Source organism: Pseudomonas sp. NFACC43, assembly GCF_900119645.1.
GTDB lineage: Bacteria > Pseudomonadota > Gammaproteobacteria > Pseudomonadales > Pseudomonadaceae > Aquipseudomonas.
The window spans coordinates 24,901-41,642 of sequence record NZ_FPKK01000022.1; the positions used below are offsets into that span (position 1 = coordinate 24,901).

At 62.0% G+C, this 16,742-nt stretch carries 14 protein-coding genes; 3 read left to right on the top strand and 11 right to left on the bottom strand.

Going from position 1 to position 16,742, the window contains the following annotated elements:
* Window positions 1-80 precede the first annotated feature (80 nt).
* Complete coding sequence (locus BT179_RS25120; protein ID WP_072432201.1) at window positions 81-605, top strand: Mpo1 family 2-hydroxy fatty acid dioxygenase; 525 nt, start codon at window positions 81-83, stop codon at window positions 603-605.
* A gap of 143 nt (window positions 606-748) precedes the next feature.
* On the opposite strand, the gene BT179_RS25125 is transcribed toward BT179_RS25120, so the two are convergent.
* The 9 genes from BT179_RS25125 to dibA all read right to left on the bottom strand — a co-directional run bounded on the left by BT179_RS25125 (window position 749) and on the right by dibA (window position 11,409).
* Window positions 749-2,968, bottom strand: coding sequence for a GMC family oxidoreductase (locus tag BT179_RS25125; RefSeq protein WP_072432200.1), 2,220 nt, complete (start codon window positions 2,966-2,968; stop codon window positions 749-751).
* On the bottom strand, window positions 2,965-3,489 hold the full coding sequence (locus BT179_RS25130) for a sorbitol dehydrogenase (RefSeq protein WP_072432199.1): 525 nt from the start codon (window positions 3,487-3,489) through the stop codon (window positions 2,965-2,967). Before BT179_RS25130 ends, BT179_RS25125 begins: the two co-directional genes overlap by 4 nt.
* Window positions 3,486-4,850 carry a cytochrome C gene (locus BT179_RS25135; RefSeq protein ID WP_072432198.1) on the bottom strand — a complete coding sequence of 455 codons (1,365 nt, stop codon included), beginning with the start codon at window positions 4,848-4,850 and terminating at the stop codon, window positions 3,486-3,488. Before BT179_RS25135 ends, BT179_RS25130 begins: the two co-directional genes overlap by 4 nt.
* 281 nt (window positions 4,851-5,131) lie before the next feature.
* Window positions 5,132-6,121, bottom strand: a complete 990-nt coding sequence (locus BT179_RS25140) for a sulfate/molybdate ABC transporter ATP-binding protein (protein ID WP_072398974.1) — start codon at window positions 6,119-6,121, stop codon at window positions 5,132-5,134.
* A 3-nt stretch (window positions 6,122-6,124) separates the two neighbouring features.
* Entirely contained in the window at window positions 6,125-6,994 is an 870-nt protein-coding gene (cysW, locus tag BT179_RS25145) for a sulfate ABC transporter permease subunit CysW (RefSeq protein ID WP_072432197.1), read from the bottom strand.
* A gap of 13 nt (window positions 6,995-7,007) precedes the next feature.
* Window positions 7,008-7,826: a sulfate ABC transporter permease subunit CysT gene (gene cysT / locus BT179_RS25150; protein WP_072398972.1), complete on the bottom strand. Its 819-nt coding sequence runs from the start codon at window positions 7,824-7,826 to the stop codon at window positions 7,008-7,010.
* A gap of 145 nt (window positions 7,827-7,971) precedes the next feature.
* Window positions 7,972-8,985 (bottom strand): sulfate ABC transporter substrate-binding protein, encoded by a 1,014-nt coding sequence (locus BT179_RS25155; RefSeq protein WP_072398971.1) that lies wholly within the window; start codon window positions 8,983-8,985, stop codon window positions 7,972-7,974.
* A gap of 126 nt (window positions 8,986-9,111) precedes the next feature.
* Window positions 9,112-9,294 carry a sulfur starvation response protein OscA gene (gene oscA, locus BT179_RS25160; protein WP_003186967.1) on the bottom strand — a complete coding sequence of 61 codons (183 nt, stop codon included), beginning with the start codon at window positions 9,292-9,294 and terminating at the stop codon, window positions 9,112-9,114.
* A gap of 207 nt (window positions 9,295-9,501) precedes the next feature.
* Window positions 9,502-11,409: a phosphodiesterase DibA gene (gene dibA / locus BT179_RS25165; RefSeq protein ID WP_072398970.1), complete on the bottom strand. Its 1,908-nt coding sequence runs from the start codon at window positions 11,407-11,409 to the stop codon at window positions 9,502-9,504.
* A gap of 145 nt (window positions 11,410-11,554) precedes the next feature.
* Here dibA and desA point away from each other — a divergent pair, with 145 nt between their 5' ends.
* Both desA and BT179_RS25175 read left to right on the top strand, forming a co-directional pair.
* Entirely contained in the window at window positions 11,555-12,739 is a 1,185-nt protein-coding gene (desA, locus tag BT179_RS25170) for a delta-9 fatty acid desaturase DesA (protein WP_072432196.1), read from the top strand.
* A 198-nt stretch (window positions 12,740-12,937) separates the two neighbouring features.
* Entirely contained in the window at window positions 12,938-13,927 is a 990-nt protein-coding gene (locus BT179_RS25175; RefSeq protein ID WP_072398968.1) for a GGDEF domain-containing protein, read from the top strand.
* Window positions 13,928-13,960: 33 nt separating this feature from the next.
* Here BT179_RS25175 and BT179_RS25180 read toward each other — a convergent pair whose 3' ends face one another.
* Both BT179_RS25180 and gabT read right to left on the bottom strand, forming a co-directional pair.
* Window positions 13,961-15,178: an HDOD domain-containing protein gene (locus BT179_RS25180; protein WP_072432195.1), complete on the bottom strand. Its 1,218-nt coding sequence runs from the start codon at window positions 15,176-15,178 to the stop codon at window positions 13,961-13,963.
* 141 nt (window positions 15,179-15,319) lie between these two features.
* Window positions 15,320-16,597, bottom strand: a complete 1,278-nt coding sequence (gene gabT, locus BT179_RS25185) for a 4-aminobutyrate--2-oxoglutarate transaminase (RefSeq protein ID WP_072398966.1) — start codon at window positions 16,595-16,597, stop codon at window positions 15,320-15,322.
* Window positions 16,598-16,742: the final 145 nt, after the last annotated feature.

Sequence of the window (16,742 nt, forward strand, 5' to 3'; positions counted from 1 at the left end):
CGGGACAAGTGTCGGCTAACTGACAGAGCGTCGTGCAAGACCTGATGCATCATGCGGGCATCACCACAGGAGGAACAACAATGAAAAGCCTCGTCGATCATCTCAGTCAATACGCCACCTATCACCGCGATCCTCGCAATATCGCCACTCACTTCGTTGGCATTCCGCTGATCTTCGTCGCCGTCGCCGTGCTGCTGTCGCGGCCGGGCTGGTCGTTGGGTGCGCTCATGCTGTCGCCGGCCCTCCTGGTAGCGGCAGCCAGCGCCTGGTTCTATCTGCGGCTGGAGTTGCGCCTGGGTGCGCTGATGACCGTACTGCTGGGCCTGGCCGTATGGCTGGGCCAGATCCTGGCCATGCAAAGCACTCCTGTGTGGCTGGTCAGCGGCCTGGGCATGTTTGTGCTGGGCTGGGTGATCCAGTTCGTCGGCCACTATTACGAAGGCCGCAAGCCGGCATTCGTCGATGATCTCTCCGGCCTGATCGTGGGGCCGTTGTTCGTGGTGGTGGAAGCAGGTTTCCTGCTGGGGCTTCGCGGTGACCTGAAGCGGGCCATCGAAGAGCGCGCCGGGCCCGTGGCGATGCGCAACCAGCGCTCGGCGGCCTGAAAAGAACACGCCATATCCAACTGCCCCTCTGTGGAAGCGCGCTTGCTCGCGATTGCGCTCGGCCAGGCACATCCGTGCCGACTGACCCACCGCTATCGCGAGCAAGCTCGCTCCCACAGGAGTTAGGCCTTACCACTCAAGCGTTACAGCGCACCGAACTCGACCCGGATGGTCAGGGCGCCGGTGTTATCGCTCAAGCCAGCTCCGTGCTGCCCGGTCAAATCATCATTGATGCACAGTTGCAGTTCCCCTTGCTGGTTTCCTGGAACCTGCGCCAGATCCCCTACCAGGAACGGCGCTCCGCCATCGCCCACACGACCGATCAGGGCGCCTTCGGCAGCACCGGGCAAGGCATAGCTGCTGTAGTCGATGTGCCTCGAACCACCCTTCCCATCGACATTGCCGCCTTGCGGGCTGGCACACCATAAACCGCTGACGTAGCGAACCAGGCGCGGCACCAACCCGTTGACCTGCACACCGGTGCCCTGCCAGGCAACGTTGGATTGGACCTGCATCGTCACCGCCTTCAGGTCGTTGGCCACGGTGTCTGCGGCCAGGAACGACAACGCTGCGATGGTCAGGCTCGGATTCGAAGTCCCGCTACTGGGGAAAACACCATCGCCCACCAGGAACAGGTTCTTGTGATCCCAACTGCGCTGGTCCTTGTCGACCACCGATGTGGCCGGGTCACTGCCCATGCGATAGGTACCCATCAGGTGCCCGGCACCTTGGAAGCTCATAGGTTCGTTTCCGTAAGTGAACGTCCCTGGCGTAAGCGGTTTGGTCAGCTCCACGGCGCCGAGCAGGTCTTTGATAATGTGAGTGGCCAGCCGTTTTGCTTCCAGGAACCCCTTCTGGGTGTACTTGGACAATTCATAGTGGATTTCCGGCCGGGGGATACCGAGCAGGTCCTTGTAGTCGGCCGACGGCACGATGTAGCACTTGGCGTTATCCGGATCGTCTTCCACCTGCTCCACCAGGAACGCGATGCGGAACTGCCGGACGAAGATGTCGTTGAGTTTTTGCACCAGCGCTGTTCCATAAAGCGCCTCGGTAGCGGCTTTGGAGTCTTGGTCCGACTTCACCGGGTTGACGCCGTTGTTGTTCGTACCGTCGATAAAATCGGCCACCGTGTCGTAGGGATCGTTTGCCGGCCAGTTCCAGCCCTCGTTGCCGATCTCGATACGCCACGCCGCGCGTTCGCTGCGAAAGGCACCGTCACGCAAGCTCTCGATACCCGCGGTGGACAGGGGACCACGGTAGGGAAAAATCGCCTTGCCTTCAGGCATCAGCCCCCAAGCCAGGTAGATCGGGTGGTCGGCCAGGTTACGCCCCACCTGACCGCTGCTGTTGGCCACGCCCTTGGGCCAGGCGGGCGTGGCGGAGTTGAGCAATAGCTTGGGGGTTTCGATGGCATGGGCGGCGATGACATAACGTTGAGCAATGGCCTCGCCAAAGCCGGTCATCGGTCCATCACCCAATTGATACTGCTTGAATTCCACACCGAAGATGGTGCCGTCCAACCCTATGTTCAACTTGCTGGCAACCGTCCTGTACAGCACCTTGACCTTGCCGGTGGCCAGGGCCTTGTTCATCGTCACGGTGGCGTCGTACTTGGCCTGGATCGGGCAGATCGGTGTGCAGTTGGTATTGCCGGCACACACCCGGCGCCCCGCGTAGGGTTGGGAGTTGCGTCCGGCCGGCGTCGGGCTGACCACCAGCGGCAAGCCATCGAAGGTCTGCCCCGTCACCGCCGCGACAAAACTGCCGTCGACCAAGGACAACGGAATGCTGTGCATGGGAAATTCATAGCCCTTGGGAAACGTCATGCCCAGGTAGGCCTGGTCGGCGACGTTGGCCGAGACGCCGATTTCCGCTTCGGCCCGGCAATAGGCGCTCTGCAGGTCATCGTAGCCGATAGGCCAGTCCACCCCGACGTTGTATAGGGACCGCAGGCGAAAATCGTTCGGCACCATGCGCAGGCAGGTCCCGACCCAGTGCCAGGTGGTCCCGCCGCCGACTCGCTCATAAGTGCTGGTGAAAGGCATCGGGCCCTTTTGCACCAGGTAACTGACCTCTGGTTTGTCCCATCCCAGAATCAGGTCGGCGATGGTCGCACGCGGGGCGTTCTGGCCGGCCGGGTTGCGGGGCGGGTCCAGGGTGGTGACCGGTGGATAGGGCGATTCCGGGGTTTTCAGCGTGGTGGTGTAGAACCGCTCCAGGTATTGCGTCCGATTGGCAGGAATCTCCGGTCCCGACTCGAGCACCAGCACTTCCACGCCGGCCATGGCCAGTTGATAGGCAACGATACTGCCCGCCAACCCGGCGCCTACGATCACTACTTCGGCTTGTTCAATAGTCATGACCGGTCTCCTTGTTGTGCTTTGGAAGACGTGCTGGCGGGTACGCCGGTCAGGTCCTCCAGGCTCGACGGCTGTTCATTCCAGTAGCCGAAGAACGATTCGCTGTAACCCATGGGGTGGGCCTGGGCCACTTTCCACGCCCAGCTGTAGATGTAGGCCTGGTCGGATACCACCGCCGAGTCACCCTTTTTGTAGTTACCGGCGTCATAGGGTTGGTACCACACACCCAGAAACCACAGTTTCATGATGGCTCGCGCGGCTTGCGCGGTCTGGGTCGCCGCCGGCGCAGTCCCGGCCATCAGCACGCGCCGGGCGATCTCGTCCGGCGGCACCTTGTCGGCCGCCAGCGTGGCGTATTGCGCCAGCAGCGGGTCGAGTACCGCGTGGGTGATCCGTGGGGTGACGTAATCGAGAAAAAGCGGCGGCAAACCCACCGGATCGAGCTGTGGCGCCAGGCGTTCGACGGGAATACCGGTCAGGGCCGACGACAGGCCGACGAAATTGTCCAGGTCAACGCTCATTGCTTGGCTCCTTGTCCGGTGGTGGACTGTGCGCGTTCGAGCAAATAGGTGAAGTCCGCGAAGCTGGTACGCGGGGATTCGGTGACATGAGTAGCGGCGTTGCCATGGCAAGCCATGCAGCTGGAGGAAGCCTGGGGCGTAGTGCCCTGGATGTAGGTTTCCAACGTGGCATTGGCCAGGAACGACGGAGCAGGATTGCCCAGGGGGTTGGCGGCCGAGATCTGGCAGTCGGGCTGTGGTGTAGCGGTCGGCCACTGGGTGCTGATCAATTGATAATTGGCCCACACACTCTGCGGATTGACCGTGCGCAGCAGCGCCTGGTAGGTGGTGTTCAAGGCCTTGGTGGCGTCGGTCAACGGCACCTCGCGCACGATCTGCGAAGGTGTCGCCTTGACAGCCGGGTTCCAGGGTCGTGGCGGGGGCTGGTTGATCGTACTGTCGCTGGCGGCGTTGTAGAACAGGTACGGCCCTGTCCGCTGCGCCACTGGGGTGGATTGCTCCGGCACGTTGTTCACATGCTCGAATGTCGACCAGACCCACTGCGGTGCGCTGGCGGTCTTGTGGACGATGTGCAGGCCCACCAATCCGACCGACTGGGAGGCACACGACTCTTCGACAATCGGCCCGTGGCTCGGATCGCTGTTGCCCGGCGTGTAGACCAACGCATCGACCGTATGGAAATCCTGCGGGCGGTCATTGGCACCCAGCACCTTCCACGAGGCCTTCACCATCACGGAACCGACCTGGCTCGTGTCGTTGGAGCCACAACTGAACGCCACCGCGTTTTTCGGGTTGCTGGCGAAGAACTTCTGCTGGCCTTCGATGCTGTACAGACCGTTGTCGACGATACCGTTGAACATCGATTGATTGACCACGATTTCGTTGCGCGTATAGACACCGTTCTGATCCACCAGCGGGCCGCTTTCGAAGGGCTGGATGAACTCATCCAGCACGTCGGGCACCTTGCCCATCTGTTGCAACAGGCGGCCCGGCTTGAGCTGCTTGCAGACTTCAGGAAGTGTCGCCGGAGCGTCCCAGGGCAAGGGCGCCTGCCCCTTGGCACGAAAGATCTGGTAGCTCTCCTTCCAGCTCTCCCAGACCGTGGCTCCATCCTGTTTCCCGATGGAAGTGCCGGTGTCGGGAGCGCCGTTATCCAGCGCAGGCCAGTTCAGGGCGATGAAGGTCTGCCACGACAGCGTGTCGAAATTGTCCTGCAGGCTGGCCAGCGAGATCGGTTGGGTGGCCGTGACATCGAAGGGTATCTGCGGTGATAGCGCGGGGGCGGCGCTGGCGGACGGGCACAGCAATACACTCAACAAGGCACAGCCCAGCGGGCCATGCCGACTGACTTCCATTCTCATGCTTTCTCTCCTTGGCATCAGGGTGCCAGGAGAAATCACCGGTCCGTCGTGGACTCTTACTTGCCTCCTGGCAGGTCAGAGTCTAGGTAGGGTTTGATGAGAGAATTGCGGCAGAAATAGAATCAATCGAAGCAAAGCCAGGCGGCATTATTCGGATCGGAGCGAACAGCGAGGACGCCATCAGGCGAGCCTCGCTCCCACACAAGGATTGAAGTGAATCCGGAATCTGCCCACGAGGCCGATCCATTGCGGGCTTGCTCCCCCTGGGATCAGCGCCGCCTTCACAGGTTGGCGACTTTCTGCCAGACCTTCGGCTTGAAGAACAGCGTCTCGCCCTTGGCCAGGCCCACCAGGCTGTCGTGATCCTTCACCACTTCGGCTTCGATCAGCTCGCTCTGGCCTTCCACTTTCAGAGTCACCCGGGTGGTCGCCCCCAGCGGACGGATATCCCGCACCTCGGCGGCATGGTGGTCTTCCAGTTCCGAGCGCGACAGCGAGACTTCATGGGGACGGAACAGCACATGCCGATCCTCACCCAGGTGCAGGCGGTTCGAGTCGCCGAGGAAGTGGTACACGAAATCGCTGGCCGGGTTCTCGTAGACGTCCCCCGGCGAGCCGATCTGCTCGATCACCCCCTTGTTCATCACCACGATCCGGTCAGCCACTTCCATGGCTTCTTCCTGGTCGTGGGTCACGAACACCGAGGTCAGGTTGATATCCTCGTGCAGCCGCGCCAGCCAGCGACGCAGCTCCTTGCGGACCTTGGCATCGAGGGCACCGAATGGTTCGTCCAGCAACAGCACCTTCGGTTCCACTGCCAGGGCACGGGCCAGGGCGATACGCTGGCGCTGGCCGCCGGACAGCTGCTCGGGGTAGCGATCGGCGAGCCAGTCCAGTTGCACCATGTTCAACAGTTCGTGAACCTTGGTCGCGATCTGGCTTTCGTTCGGACGCTGGTTCTTGGGCTTCATCCGCAGGCCGAAGGCGACGTTGTCGAATACCGTCATGTGGCGGAACAAGGCGTAGTGCTGGAACACGAAACCGACATTGCGATCACGCACGTCATGGCCGGACACGTCCTCGCCGTGGAACACGATGTTGCCCTGGTCAGGGGTTTCGAGGCCGGCGATGATCCGCAGCAGCGTGGTCTTGCCACAACCCGACGGGCCCAGCAGCGCTACCAGCTCGCCGCTCTGGATGTCCAGGCTGATATTGTCCAGGGCCTTGAAGGCATTGAAATTCTTGCTGACGTTACGGACTTCGATGGACATGACTTATTCCTCCGCGGCGCTGGCGCGCAGGCGGTTGATTCGGTTTTCGCTCCACTGCTTGAGCAGCAGGATCAAGAGCGCCAGGATCAGCAACAGGCTCGCCACGGCGAACGCGGCCACATGGTTGTATTCGTTGTAGAGAATCTCGACGTGCAGCGGCAGGGTGTTGGTCACCCCGCGAATGTGCCCGGACACCACCGACACCGCGCCGAACTCGCCCATGGCCCGGGCGGTACACAGCACCACGCCGTAGATCAGGCCCCACTTGATGTTCGGCACGGTGACATGCCAGAACATCTGCCAGCCATTGGCCCCCAGCAGGCGCGCGGCTTCTTCTTCCTGGGTCCCTTGTTCCTGCATCAGCGGGATCAGCTCCCGGGCCACGAACGGAACGGTGACGAAAATTGTCGCCAGCACGATGCCCGGCAAGGCGAACACGATCTGGATGTCATGGTCCGACAGCCACGGCCCGAACAGGCCCTGGGCGCCGAACATCAGCACGTAGACCAGGCCCGCGATCACCGGCGATACCGAGAATGGCAGGTCGATCAGGGTCACCAGCATGCTCTTGCCGCGGAACGAGTATTTGCTCACGCACCAGGCGGCGCTGACGCCGAATACCAGGTTCAACGGTACCGAGATCAGCACCGCGATCACCGTAAGCTTGAGCGCCGACAGGGCGTCGGGTTCGAGGATCGCCGCGAAGAACGTCCCCAGGCCCGACTTCAGGCCCTGGGACACCACGATGAACAACGGCAACAGCAAAAACAGTGCAAAGATCAGCCAGCCGAGGCCGATCAGGATGCGCCGCGAAACCGCGCTGCCGCGACGGGCTGCGTTGGTGGAAGCGGCGGCAATGGACGATTGGGACATTTTTCGCGCCTCCTCAAGGGGTTTCGATGCGCCGCTGCAGCAAGTTGATCAGCAGCAACAGGACGAAGGAAACCACCAGCATCAGCACGCCGATGGAGGTGGCGCCGGTGTAGTCGTATTGATCGAGCTTGACCATGATCAGCAACGGCAGGATCTCGGTTTTCATCGGCATGTTGCCGGCGATGAAAATCACCGAGCCGTATTCGCCCACGCCACGGGCAAAGGCCAGGGCGAAGCCGGTCAGCCAGGCTGGCAGCAACGCCGGCATCAGGATGTGGCGGAACACCTGCCAGGGCTTGGCACCGAGACAGGCCGCCGCCTCTTCCACCTCACGGGGAATATCGGCCAGCACCGGCTGTACCGTACGCACCACGAACGGCAGCGTCACGAAAGTCAGCGCCAGGGTGATGCCCAGCGGGGTATAGGCGATCTTGAAGCCCAGGTCGGTGGCGAACTGGCCGACCAGGCCGGTCGGCGCATACAAGGCGGTCAGGGCGATACCGGCCACGGCGGTGGGGAGGGCGAATGGCAGGTCGATCATCGCGTCGATGACCTTGCGGCCTGCAAAGGTGTAGCGCACCAACACCCAGGCCAGCAGCGTGCCGATCACGCCATTGATGATCGCGGCACACAGTGCCGTGCCGAAACTGAGTTTCAGCGCCGCCAGCACTCGTGGCGCCGAAATGATCGTCCAGAACTGATCCCAGGTGAGTTGGGCGGCATGCACGAACATGGCCGCCAGCGGTATGAGCACAATCAGACTGAGATACACCAGGGTGTAGCCCAGCGTCAGCCCGAAGCCGGGTATGACGGGGGATATGCGACGCGACATAGAGGTCCTTGGTTTACTGTGGGAGCGAGCTTGCTCGCGATAGCGGTGCATCAGCCAACATCGATGCGTGAACCGACGCCATCGCGAGCAAGCTCGCTCCCACAGGTTTGTGGCTTAACTGGCAGACACTAAGACAGACCGCAGCTTACTGCGCCTGATAGATCTGGTCGAACACGCCGCCATCGTTGAAGAACTTCGGCTGGGCGGTTTTCCAGCCACCGAAGTCCTTGTCGATGGTCACCAGCTCCAGTTTCGGGAACTGCCGGGCGTACTTGGCCGCCACTTCCTTGTCCCGGGGACGATAGAAGTTCTTCGCGGCAATTTCCTGTCCGGCCGGGCTATAGAGGTGCTTGAGGTACGCTTCGGCGATCTCCAGGTTGCCCTTTTTCTCGGCGTTCTTGTCCACCACCGCCACCGGTGGTTCGGCAAGGATCGACAGCGATGGGACGACGATGTCGAACTTGTCGGCGCCACCGTCCTCTTTCAATGCCAGGAAGGCTTCGTTTTCCCAGGCCAGCAGCACATCGCCCTGGCCGTTGTTCACAAACGTAATGGTCGAGCCGCGGGCACCGGTGTCGAGGATAGGTACGTGCTTGAACAATGCCTGCACGTATTGCTTGGCCTTGGCTTCGTCTCCGCCATTGGCCTTCAGGCCATAGGCCCAGGCTGCGAGGAAATTCCAGCGAGCGCCGCCGGAGGTCTTGGGATTCGGGGTAATGACCGACACGTCGTTCTTGATCAGGTCGCCCCAGTCCTTGATGCCCTTGGGGTTGCCCTTGCGCACCAGGAATACGATGGTGGAGGTGTAGGGCGTGCTGGCCTCAGGCAGGCGCGTCTGCCAGTCCGCCGGCAGGGACTTGCCCAGCTTGGCGATTTCGTCGATATCCCCGGCCAGGGCCAGGGTCACCACGTCGGCCCGCAGCCCATCGATCACCGCCCGGCCCTGCTTGCCCGAACCACCATGGGATTGCTGGATCTTCACGGTGTCGTCCGGGTGCGCTTTCTTCCAGAAACTGGCGAATTCGGCGTTGTAATCCTGATACAGCTCGCGAGTCGGGTCGTAGGACACATTGAGCAGCTCGTAATCCTTGGCAACCGCGGAACCCGCGAAAACAGCGCTGGCCAGTGCGGCCAAGGCATAACGACGAATCGACGACATGGTGAAAGCTCCTGGGATTCTGGTTTTTATGGCTTTTTGAAATCGACTTGCCCGAAGAAAAGACCGCTGCCTGCGGCAGCTCTCTACGCCAAGCCCCCGGTAGAGGCAGCCGCAGGCGGCGATCCTTCAGCTCGGTTTATGACTGGGCTGCTGCAGACGGAATTTTTCCTTGCGCTCGATCTGGACCACCTGCGCGTTATGCACGGTGATTTCCACCGCGCCGAAACGCAGATCGCGCAATGCGCTCTGGATCTCCCGCAAAATGGTTGCTTCGTCCTGGCCGTCAACGCTACGTAGGGATGCGCTCATCATGCTGCTCCTTGAATGGATGCCGGGCAGTGGGCGGCACTGCGCGTGGCGTGGGAGCCATACTAGATAAGGCGGGATATTCTTAAAAATACTATTTAAGAATTTTTATATAACCAATTTTCAGGTAGCGTCAGAAGCGAGCCTGCTCATCAGGAGCCAGGCGCTTTTCCCCTGCCGATCCGCCATCGCGAGCAGCCTGCTGTAGCCTCAAGCGATGGCTGGAGCGTGCGCCCAATCCAGTTGCTGCATGGGCACGGGCCGGCCGAACCAGTAGCCCTGGCCCAATCCGCAGCCCTGCTCCAGCAGGAAAGCCGCCTGCTCGCGCTGCTCGATGCCTTCGGCATGCACCTGCATGCCCATGCTGCGGGCCAGGGCGATGATCACCCGGACGATAGCCGCGTCATCCTCATCCCACGGCAACCCGGCGACGAAGCCCTGGTCGATCTTGAGTTTCTGCACCGGCAAGCGCTTGAGCCGCAACAACGACGAATAGCCGGTGCCGAAATCGTCGATCGCCAGCCGCACGCCCAACTCCCGCAAGCGATGCATCTGCTCCAGCGCCACCTCAGGGTCATCCATCACCGCGCTTTCAGTCACTTCCAGCTCCAGAAACGCCGGATCCAGACCCGTGTCATGCAGCACACTGGCGACCTGTTCATACAGTTCGCGATGGGCAAACAATCGACTGGATACGTTTACCGCGACGAACGACAGCACCACGCCCTCCCGCTGCCACTGGCACATCTGCTGGCAGGCCTTGGCCATGACCCAGGCATCGATCTGGGCGATCAGGCCGGTGCGCTCGGCGATGGGAATGAACCCCGCCGGCGATATCAGCCCACGCACAGGATGCTCCCAGCGCACCAGCGCCTCGACACCGATCAGGCGACCGGAGGTCAAGTCATGCACCGGCTGGTAATGCACCCGCAATTCCTGCTGCTGGAGGGCGCGACGCAGTTCGGAAGCGATTTCCACACGTTGCTGGGCATGGGCGGTGAGTTCTTCGGTGTACAAGGCGTAGCCGTCGCGTCCGGCACTCTTGGCCTTGAACAGCGCCGAGTCGGCATTGCGCAGCAGTTGCCCGGCGTTCAGGGCATCGCCGGGAAACAGGCTGATGCCAATGCTGGCATTGATGAACAGGGCATGGCCGTCGAGCCGCAACGGCTCTCTCAAGCCATCGAGGATGCGCTGGGCAAGGACTGCCGCCTGGCCGGGCTGGGAACAGTTCTCCAGCAGCACAGCGAATTCGTCGCCGCCCAGGCGCGCCAGGGTGACGCCCGGCGCGAAAAGCCCGCGGAAGCGCTCGGCCACGCCTTTGAGCAACTCATCGCCGATGGTGTGCCCCAGGCTGTCGTTGATGTTCTTGAAATGATCCAGGTCCACCAGCAGCAGCGCGCAACCACGCTTGTGCTGTTGCGCCGAGGCCAGGGCCTGTTCCGCACGGTCGGTGAACAGCACGCGGTTGGGCAGGCCGGTCAGCGGGTCGTAATGGGCCAGGTGGGCCAGCTCATGTTGAGAATCCTTGATCGCACTGATGTCGGAAAACACCGCGACGTATTGGCTGACTTGGCCGCTGTCGTCGGTGATGGCGCGGATCGTCTGCCATTGCGGGTAGATCTCACCGCTTTTGCGCCGGTTCCAGATCTCGCCGCTCCACTCACCGTTGTTTGCCAGGGACGCAAACATGTCCTGGTAGAAGTCCAGGCCGTGACGGCCTGACTTGAACAGGCTCGGACGCTGGCCCAGCACCTCGCCCCGGTCATAACCGGTGATCGCCATGAAGGCTCGGTTCACGTGCACGATCAGGCCGTCGCGGTCTGTCACCAGCACCCCTTCGCGGGTGCAATCGAAGACAGCGGCAGCCTGGCGCAGGCGCTCGCGATCGGCGCGCGGCACACCCTCCCCCACCGCCCGGGATCTGCGTACCCATACAAGGAACATCAGCCCGGCACTGATCAGGATCCAGGTATAGCCGTTGATCAGTTGCCAGCGAAGCCTGTCGGCGGATTGATCGAAGAAACTGCTCAATAAATAACCAACCAACTGCAGCCAGACGACTGACAGCACGAGATAGAGCAGTGTGCCCCGCAAGGCAATACGGTGATAAACAGTCATCGGTCGTCCATGTCCCTACCAAGAGGCCGGGATTATAGAGGAAGAAACATTCTGCCACTCTTATCTGAAAGGCCGACTGGTTTTATCTGCAGGGCTGGAGATAATGCAGCGGCTGTTTCTATCTTTATCGAGGGCCCTATAGCCTATGTGGTACGAAGGTTTTCTTGGCTTGTCGCCCTGGTCACTGGTGGCGGTCACCCTGCTGATGACCCATGTCACGATCATCAGCGTCACGGTCTACCTGCACCGTTATTCGGCTCATCGCTCCCTGGAGCTCAATGCCGGTCTCAAACATTTCTTCCGTTTCTGGCTGTGGCTGACCACAGGGCAGAACACCCGCGAGTGGACCGCCATCCACCGCAAGCACCACGCCAAGTGCGAAACCGTCGACGATCCCCACAGCCCGGTCGTCAAGGGGCTCTCCACCGTGCTGCGCAAAGGCGCCGAGTTGTACCGCGCCGAGGCGGAAAACCCGGAGACCCTGCGCATCTACGGCAAGAACTGCCCCGAGGACTGGATCGAGCGCAATCTCTACAGTCGCTTCCCGCTGCTGGGCGTGGCACTCATGGGCCTGATCGACCTGTTGCTGTTCGGCACCATCGGCATCACCATCTGGGCCATCCAGATGATGTGGATTCCGGTCTGGGCCGCCGGCGTGGTCAATGGCCTGGGCCATGCCGTGGGCTACCGCAATTTCGAGTGCCGCGACGCGGCCACCAACCTGGTACCCTGGGGCATCCTGATCGGCGGCGAAGAGTTGCACAACAACCACCACACCTACCCCAATTCCGCCAAGCTGTCGGTTCGCAAGTGGGAATTCGACCTGGGCTGGGCCTGGATTCGGGTATTCAGCTTCCTGGGCCTGGCCAAGGTCCAGCGGGTCGCGCCCATCGCCCACCGGATCAAGGGCAAGGGGCACCTGGACATGGACACCGCCATGGCGATCCTCAACAACCGCTTCCAGATCATGGCCCAGTACCGCCGGCTGGTCATCGCGCCGCTGGTCAAGCAGGAGCTGGAAAAGGTCGATCACTCGGTACGCCACCAGTTCCACCGGGCCAAACGCCTGCTGTCGCGGGAAACCAGCCTGCTGGATGACCGCCACCATGTGCGCATCCAGAACATGCTGGAGCACAGCCAGGCGCTGAAGACAATCTACGAGAAACGGCTGGCCTTGCAGCAGATCTGGGTCAAGACAAGCAGCAATGGCCACGACATGCTCGCGGCCATCAAGGAGTGGGTCCACGAAGCCGAAGCCAGCGGCATCCAGTCCCTGCGGGACTTTGCCGACCAGCTCAAGACCTACTCGCTGCGTCCCGCCACGGCCTGACACTCATCTGTGGTGAGGGGATGAACCCCTCGCCACAGGTTCAGCAGTCATGACTTGGTTGACTGCCCCCGCCCTTCGTCGCCTGAAAAGGAACTTCGCCCGCAATCCCCTATCTCAAGAGCACTTCGCCATCCAGGCGGGCTTTGGAGCAAGCGCGTGCGAACCTACAACACTGCACGCTCTTTGAGATTTGTGCCGATGGTCGACAAGAACCTGCAGGATTCATCCCAACCTCATTGGCCGGAAGCGGCCCAGATGCTCATGGCGCTCATGCATGCCAAGGGCGAGGTGGCGCGCCTGAGCGAACGCGAACAACTGTTCAGCTCGTTGCTGGTCAGCGTCAATGCGGTGCTTTGGGCGTTCAACTGGGAAACCCGGCAGCTACTGTACGTCAGCCCCGCCTACGAGCGGATCTTCGGTCGCCCCGCCGGCCTGGTACTGGCTGATTTCAATGAGTGGCGCGATGCAATCTATCCCGACGACCTGGACTACGCCGAACGCAGCCTGGCCGAAGTCCTGGTGAAGGGGGCCGTGGAAGACCGTGAATACCGCATCATCGCCGCCGACGGCCAGATCCGCTGGCTGAGCGACAAATGCTTCATCAACCGCCAGGCCGACTCGGGACAACCGGTGATCGTGGTCGGCATCGCCGAAGACATCACCGAAAAGAAGCTGCTGGAAAGCGAGCTGCAACGGTTGGCCACCACCGATGTGCTGACCCAGAGCAGCAACCGTCGACACTTCTTCGAATGCGCCCACCGCGAATTCGAGCAGGCACGACTGCAGGGAACCCCCATGGCCTTCCTGTTGCTGGATATCGATGATTTCAAGGTGATCAACGACACGTACGGCCATCAGGAAGGGGATATCGTGTTGCAGAAAATCGCCGAATGCGGGCGGACCGTGCTCCGACGTGGCGACCTGTTCGGGCGCATTGGCGGCGAAGAATTCGCGGCGGTGTTTCCCGGCTGCCCTCCAGACATGGCGATGCAGGTGGCCGAGCGTCTGCAGAGGGAAATCCAGCGCCTGACCTTCCGCAATGGGGAGCAGGGCTTCGGGATTACCGTCAGCCAGGGCCTGACAGGCATCACCGACGAAGACCAGTCCCTCGACAACCTGTTCTCCCGCGCCGACGCCGCCATGTACGAGGCCAAGCGCCAGGGCAAGAATCGCATCATCGCCGCCTGAGTAACCTGCGTCCTGGAGAGTTGGCGGGTCAGCCTATTTTCGGCGCAAGCGCATCAACTCAGGCAACCCGATCTTCAGCAAACGCGCCGTACGGCCTCGAGCCAGTTCTTCGAGCCCCTCGTGCTCGGTCAGGCGGGCCATCTGCGCCGCCATGTTCATCACCAGCGCTTCACGCGAATACACCCCGCCCCCGAGACCATAGACCGCCGCGATCAGCTCCCGCAGTTCCAACGGCAGGCGCCAGCGGGTACGCAATGCCGAGCCGAAGCCGGCGCCATGCCGTTCCAGCGCGTTTCCCACTTCTTCCGGCTCATCCAGTTCGCCACCGGCCTGCTTCCACTCCTCCAGGCAACGCAGCACCGCCAGCTCGCCCAGGCGATGCAGCAGCCCGGCGCAATAACAGCGCTCCGGCTCCAGGTCCAGCAACCGGGCGATTGTCCGGGCATACTCGGCGGTGTGCAGCGACAACGCCCAATAACGTTCGGCGTACTCTGCCAGGCATGGGACGCTGAGTCGGGCACAGCGCTTGAGCGTCAGGCCGAGGATCAGGTTCATGCTCTGGCCGGTGCCGAGCTGGTGCAATGCCTGGGCGACAGTCTGCACCGGTCCGCCGCCCTGATGCTGGGCGGCGCTGTTGGCCGCCGCGATCAGCACGGCGGTGATCTGCGGATCGGTGCGCAGCTCCTCCTCCAGCAGCTTGAGGTCCAGTCCGCCGGGGTTGAGGCTGCGCTTGATCGCCACTTGCACATCGGCCAGCAGCGGCGCGCCTTCGGACAGATCGCGCCGACGTTCGAGAAACGCACCCAGGGTCTGCGCCGTGCCGGGAGCCGGCGCATCGCCAGGGGCTTCTTGCGCACCGCTTACCAACAAGCCTTGCAGACGCTGGGTCAGGTTTTCCCGGTTCAGAGGTTTGGTCAGATACGCCGTCGGCGCCAGCGGCAACACCTCACGCACGCTGGCGGTGTCGTTGCGCCGGCTCACCAGGATGAACGGCAATACCGGCGTGCGTTGCTGGTTGCGCAGCCCGCGCAGGATACTCAGGCCATCCACGCCCGGCAGTTCCCAGTCGGCGATCACCAGGTCGTATGGACTGTGCGCCAGTAGCTCAAGGGCCTTGCGCCCTTCGTCACAGGTGTCCACCTGCGCATCGCAGCGCACGTGCGAGAGCACCTCCTCCAGCAGCTCCCGGGACGCCGGGTCGGCCTCGGCGATCAGAACACGGGGTACAGCAGGTAAATCCACAGCAGTCATGCAGCATCGCTCCCTTGCCATACATGCACCTTAGACAATGGCAGCCATTCCAGACAGCTCAAAATCCCGGCATCGGCACCCAGGCATGAAAAAACCCGCTTCGCAGCGGGTTTTTTGTGGATCAACGCACAGCCCGGGGCATCAGAGTTCGGAGAAGCACTCTTCGATGATGGCCAGGCCCTTGTCCAGTTGCTCATCCGGCGACGTCAGTGGCACCAGCACGCGCAGGACGTTGCCGTAGGTACCGCAGGACAGCAGGATCAGCCCCTTGTCGCGAGCCTTGGCCACCACCTGCGCCACAGCCGCAGCGTTCGGCTTGTGGGAGTCGCCATCCTCGAACAGCTCCACGGCGATCATCGCACCCAGGGCACGGACTTCGCCGATCACCGGGTACTTCTTCTGGATGGCCTTCAGACCACTGACCAGACGTTCGCCCACGGCCTTGCAACGATCGAGCAAGTGTTCTTCTTCGAAGACTTCCATTACCGCCAGCGCGGCGGCGCAGGCAATCGGGCTACCGGCGTAGGTACCGCCCAGGCCACCCGGTGCGATGGCATCCATGTATTCGGCCTTGCCGCACACACCGGCCAGCGGGAAGCCGCCGGCGATGGATTTGGCGAACGTGGTCAGGTCGGCGGCAACGCCCATCTGTTCCATGGCGAAGAAGGTACCGGTACGGCCGGCGCCAGTCTGGACTTCGTCCGCGATCAACAGGATGCCATGCTGGTCGCACAAGGCGCGCAGACGCTTCATGAATTCCTTGGGCGCCACATAGAAGCCACCCTCGCCCTGTACCGGCTCGATGATGATCGCGGCGATGTCACGTGGCTCGGCGTCGTTCTTGAAGATGCGCTCGATGCTGGCGATGGAATCGTCGATGCTCACGCCGTGCAGCTCGTTCGGGTACAGCGCGCGGAAGATGCCGCCTGGCATCAGGCCCATGCCGGCCGAGTACGGTACGACCTTGCCGGTCAGGCCCAGGGTCATCATGGTGCGACCGTGGTAAGCACCGGTGAAGGCGATCACACCGGCACGGCCGGTGGCGGCACGGGCGATCTTCACGGCGTTTTCCACGGCTTCCGAACCGGTGGTCACCAGCAGGGTTTTCTTGGCGAAATCACCGGGCACCTTGGCGTTGATTTTTTCGCACAGTTCCACGTACGGCTCGTAGGCCAGGACCTGGAAGCAGGTGTGGGTCAGCTTGTTCAGCTGTTCGGTCACCGCGGCGATGATCTTCGGATGCACGTGGCCGGTGTTCAGCACGGCGATGCCACCGGCGAAGTCGATGAATTCACGGCCTTCGACGTCGGTTACCGTAGCGTTCTTCGCGGATTCGGCGAAGATCGGGTGGATCTGGCCGACACCACGGGGAACAGCAGCGGTGCGGCGGGCCATCAAGTCAGCGTTAGTCTTGCTCATTACAGTCCTCATTCGCAGCTCAGGGCGGCGCGGGTAAAGGAATACGCGGCGGGGAGGCCACGGCGACAGCATGCGATGATCGACTGTCGCGGGGTTCCGGCCGCAAGAAACAGAACGGGTGAAGCACGCAAAGGGACAGCGCTCT

What these genes read in the sequence shown, in the direction of transcription:
- BT179_RS25120 (WP_072432201.1), top strand. Translation starts at nt 81, where the DNA reads ATGAAAAGCCTCGTCGATCATCTCAGTCAATACGCCACCTATCACCGC.
- BT179_RS25125 (WP_072432200.1), bottom strand. Translation starts at nt 2,968, where the DNA reads ATGACTATTGAACAAGCCGAAGTAGTGATCGTAGGCGCCGGGTTGGCG.
- BT179_RS25130 (WP_072432199.1), bottom strand. Translation starts at nt 3,489, where the DNA reads ATGAGCGTTGACCTGGACAATTTCGTCGGCCTGTCGTCGGCCCTGACC.
- BT179_RS25135 (WP_072432198.1), bottom strand. Translation starts at nt 4,850, where the DNA reads ATGAGAATGGAAGTCAGTCGGCATGGCCCGCTGGGCTGTGCCTTGTTG.
- BT179_RS25140 (WP_072398974.1), bottom strand. Translation starts at nt 6,121, where the DNA reads ATGTCCATCGAAGTCCGTAACGTCAGCAAGAATTTCAATGCCTTCAAG.
- cysW (WP_072432197.1), bottom strand. Translation starts at nt 6,994, where the DNA reads ATGTCCCAATCGTCCATTGCCGCCGCTTCCACCAACGCAGCCCGTCGC.
- cysT (WP_072398972.1), bottom strand. Translation starts at nt 7,826, where the DNA reads ATGTCGCGTCGCATATCCCCCGTCATACCCGGCTTCGGGCTGACGCTG.
- BT179_RS25155 (WP_072398971.1), bottom strand. Translation starts at nt 8,985, where the DNA reads ATGTCGTCGATTCGTCGTTATGCCTTGGCCGCACTGGCCAGCGCTGTT.
- oscA (WP_003186967.1), bottom strand. Translation starts at nt 9,294, where the DNA reads ATGAGCGCATCCCTACGTAGCGTTGACGGCCAGGACGAAGCAACCATT.
- dibA (WP_072398970.1), bottom strand. Translation starts at nt 11,409, where the DNA reads ATGACTGTTTATCACCGTATTGCCTTGCGGGGCACACTGCTCTATCTC.
- desA (WP_072432196.1), top strand. Translation starts at nt 11,555, where the DNA reads ATGTGGTACGAAGGTTTTCTTGGCTTGTCGCCCTGGTCACTGGTGGCG.
- BT179_RS25175 (WP_072398968.1), top strand. Translation starts at nt 12,938, where the DNA reads ATGGTCGACAAGAACCTGCAGGATTCATCCCAACCTCATTGGCCGGAA.
- BT179_RS25180 (WP_072432195.1), bottom strand. Translation starts at nt 15,178, where the DNA reads ATGACTGCTGTGGATTTACCTGCTGTACCCCGTGTTCTGATCGCCGAG.
- gabT (WP_072398966.1), bottom strand. Translation starts at nt 16,597, where the DNA reads ATGAGCAAGACTAACGCTGACTTGATGGCCCGCCGCACCGCTGCTGTT.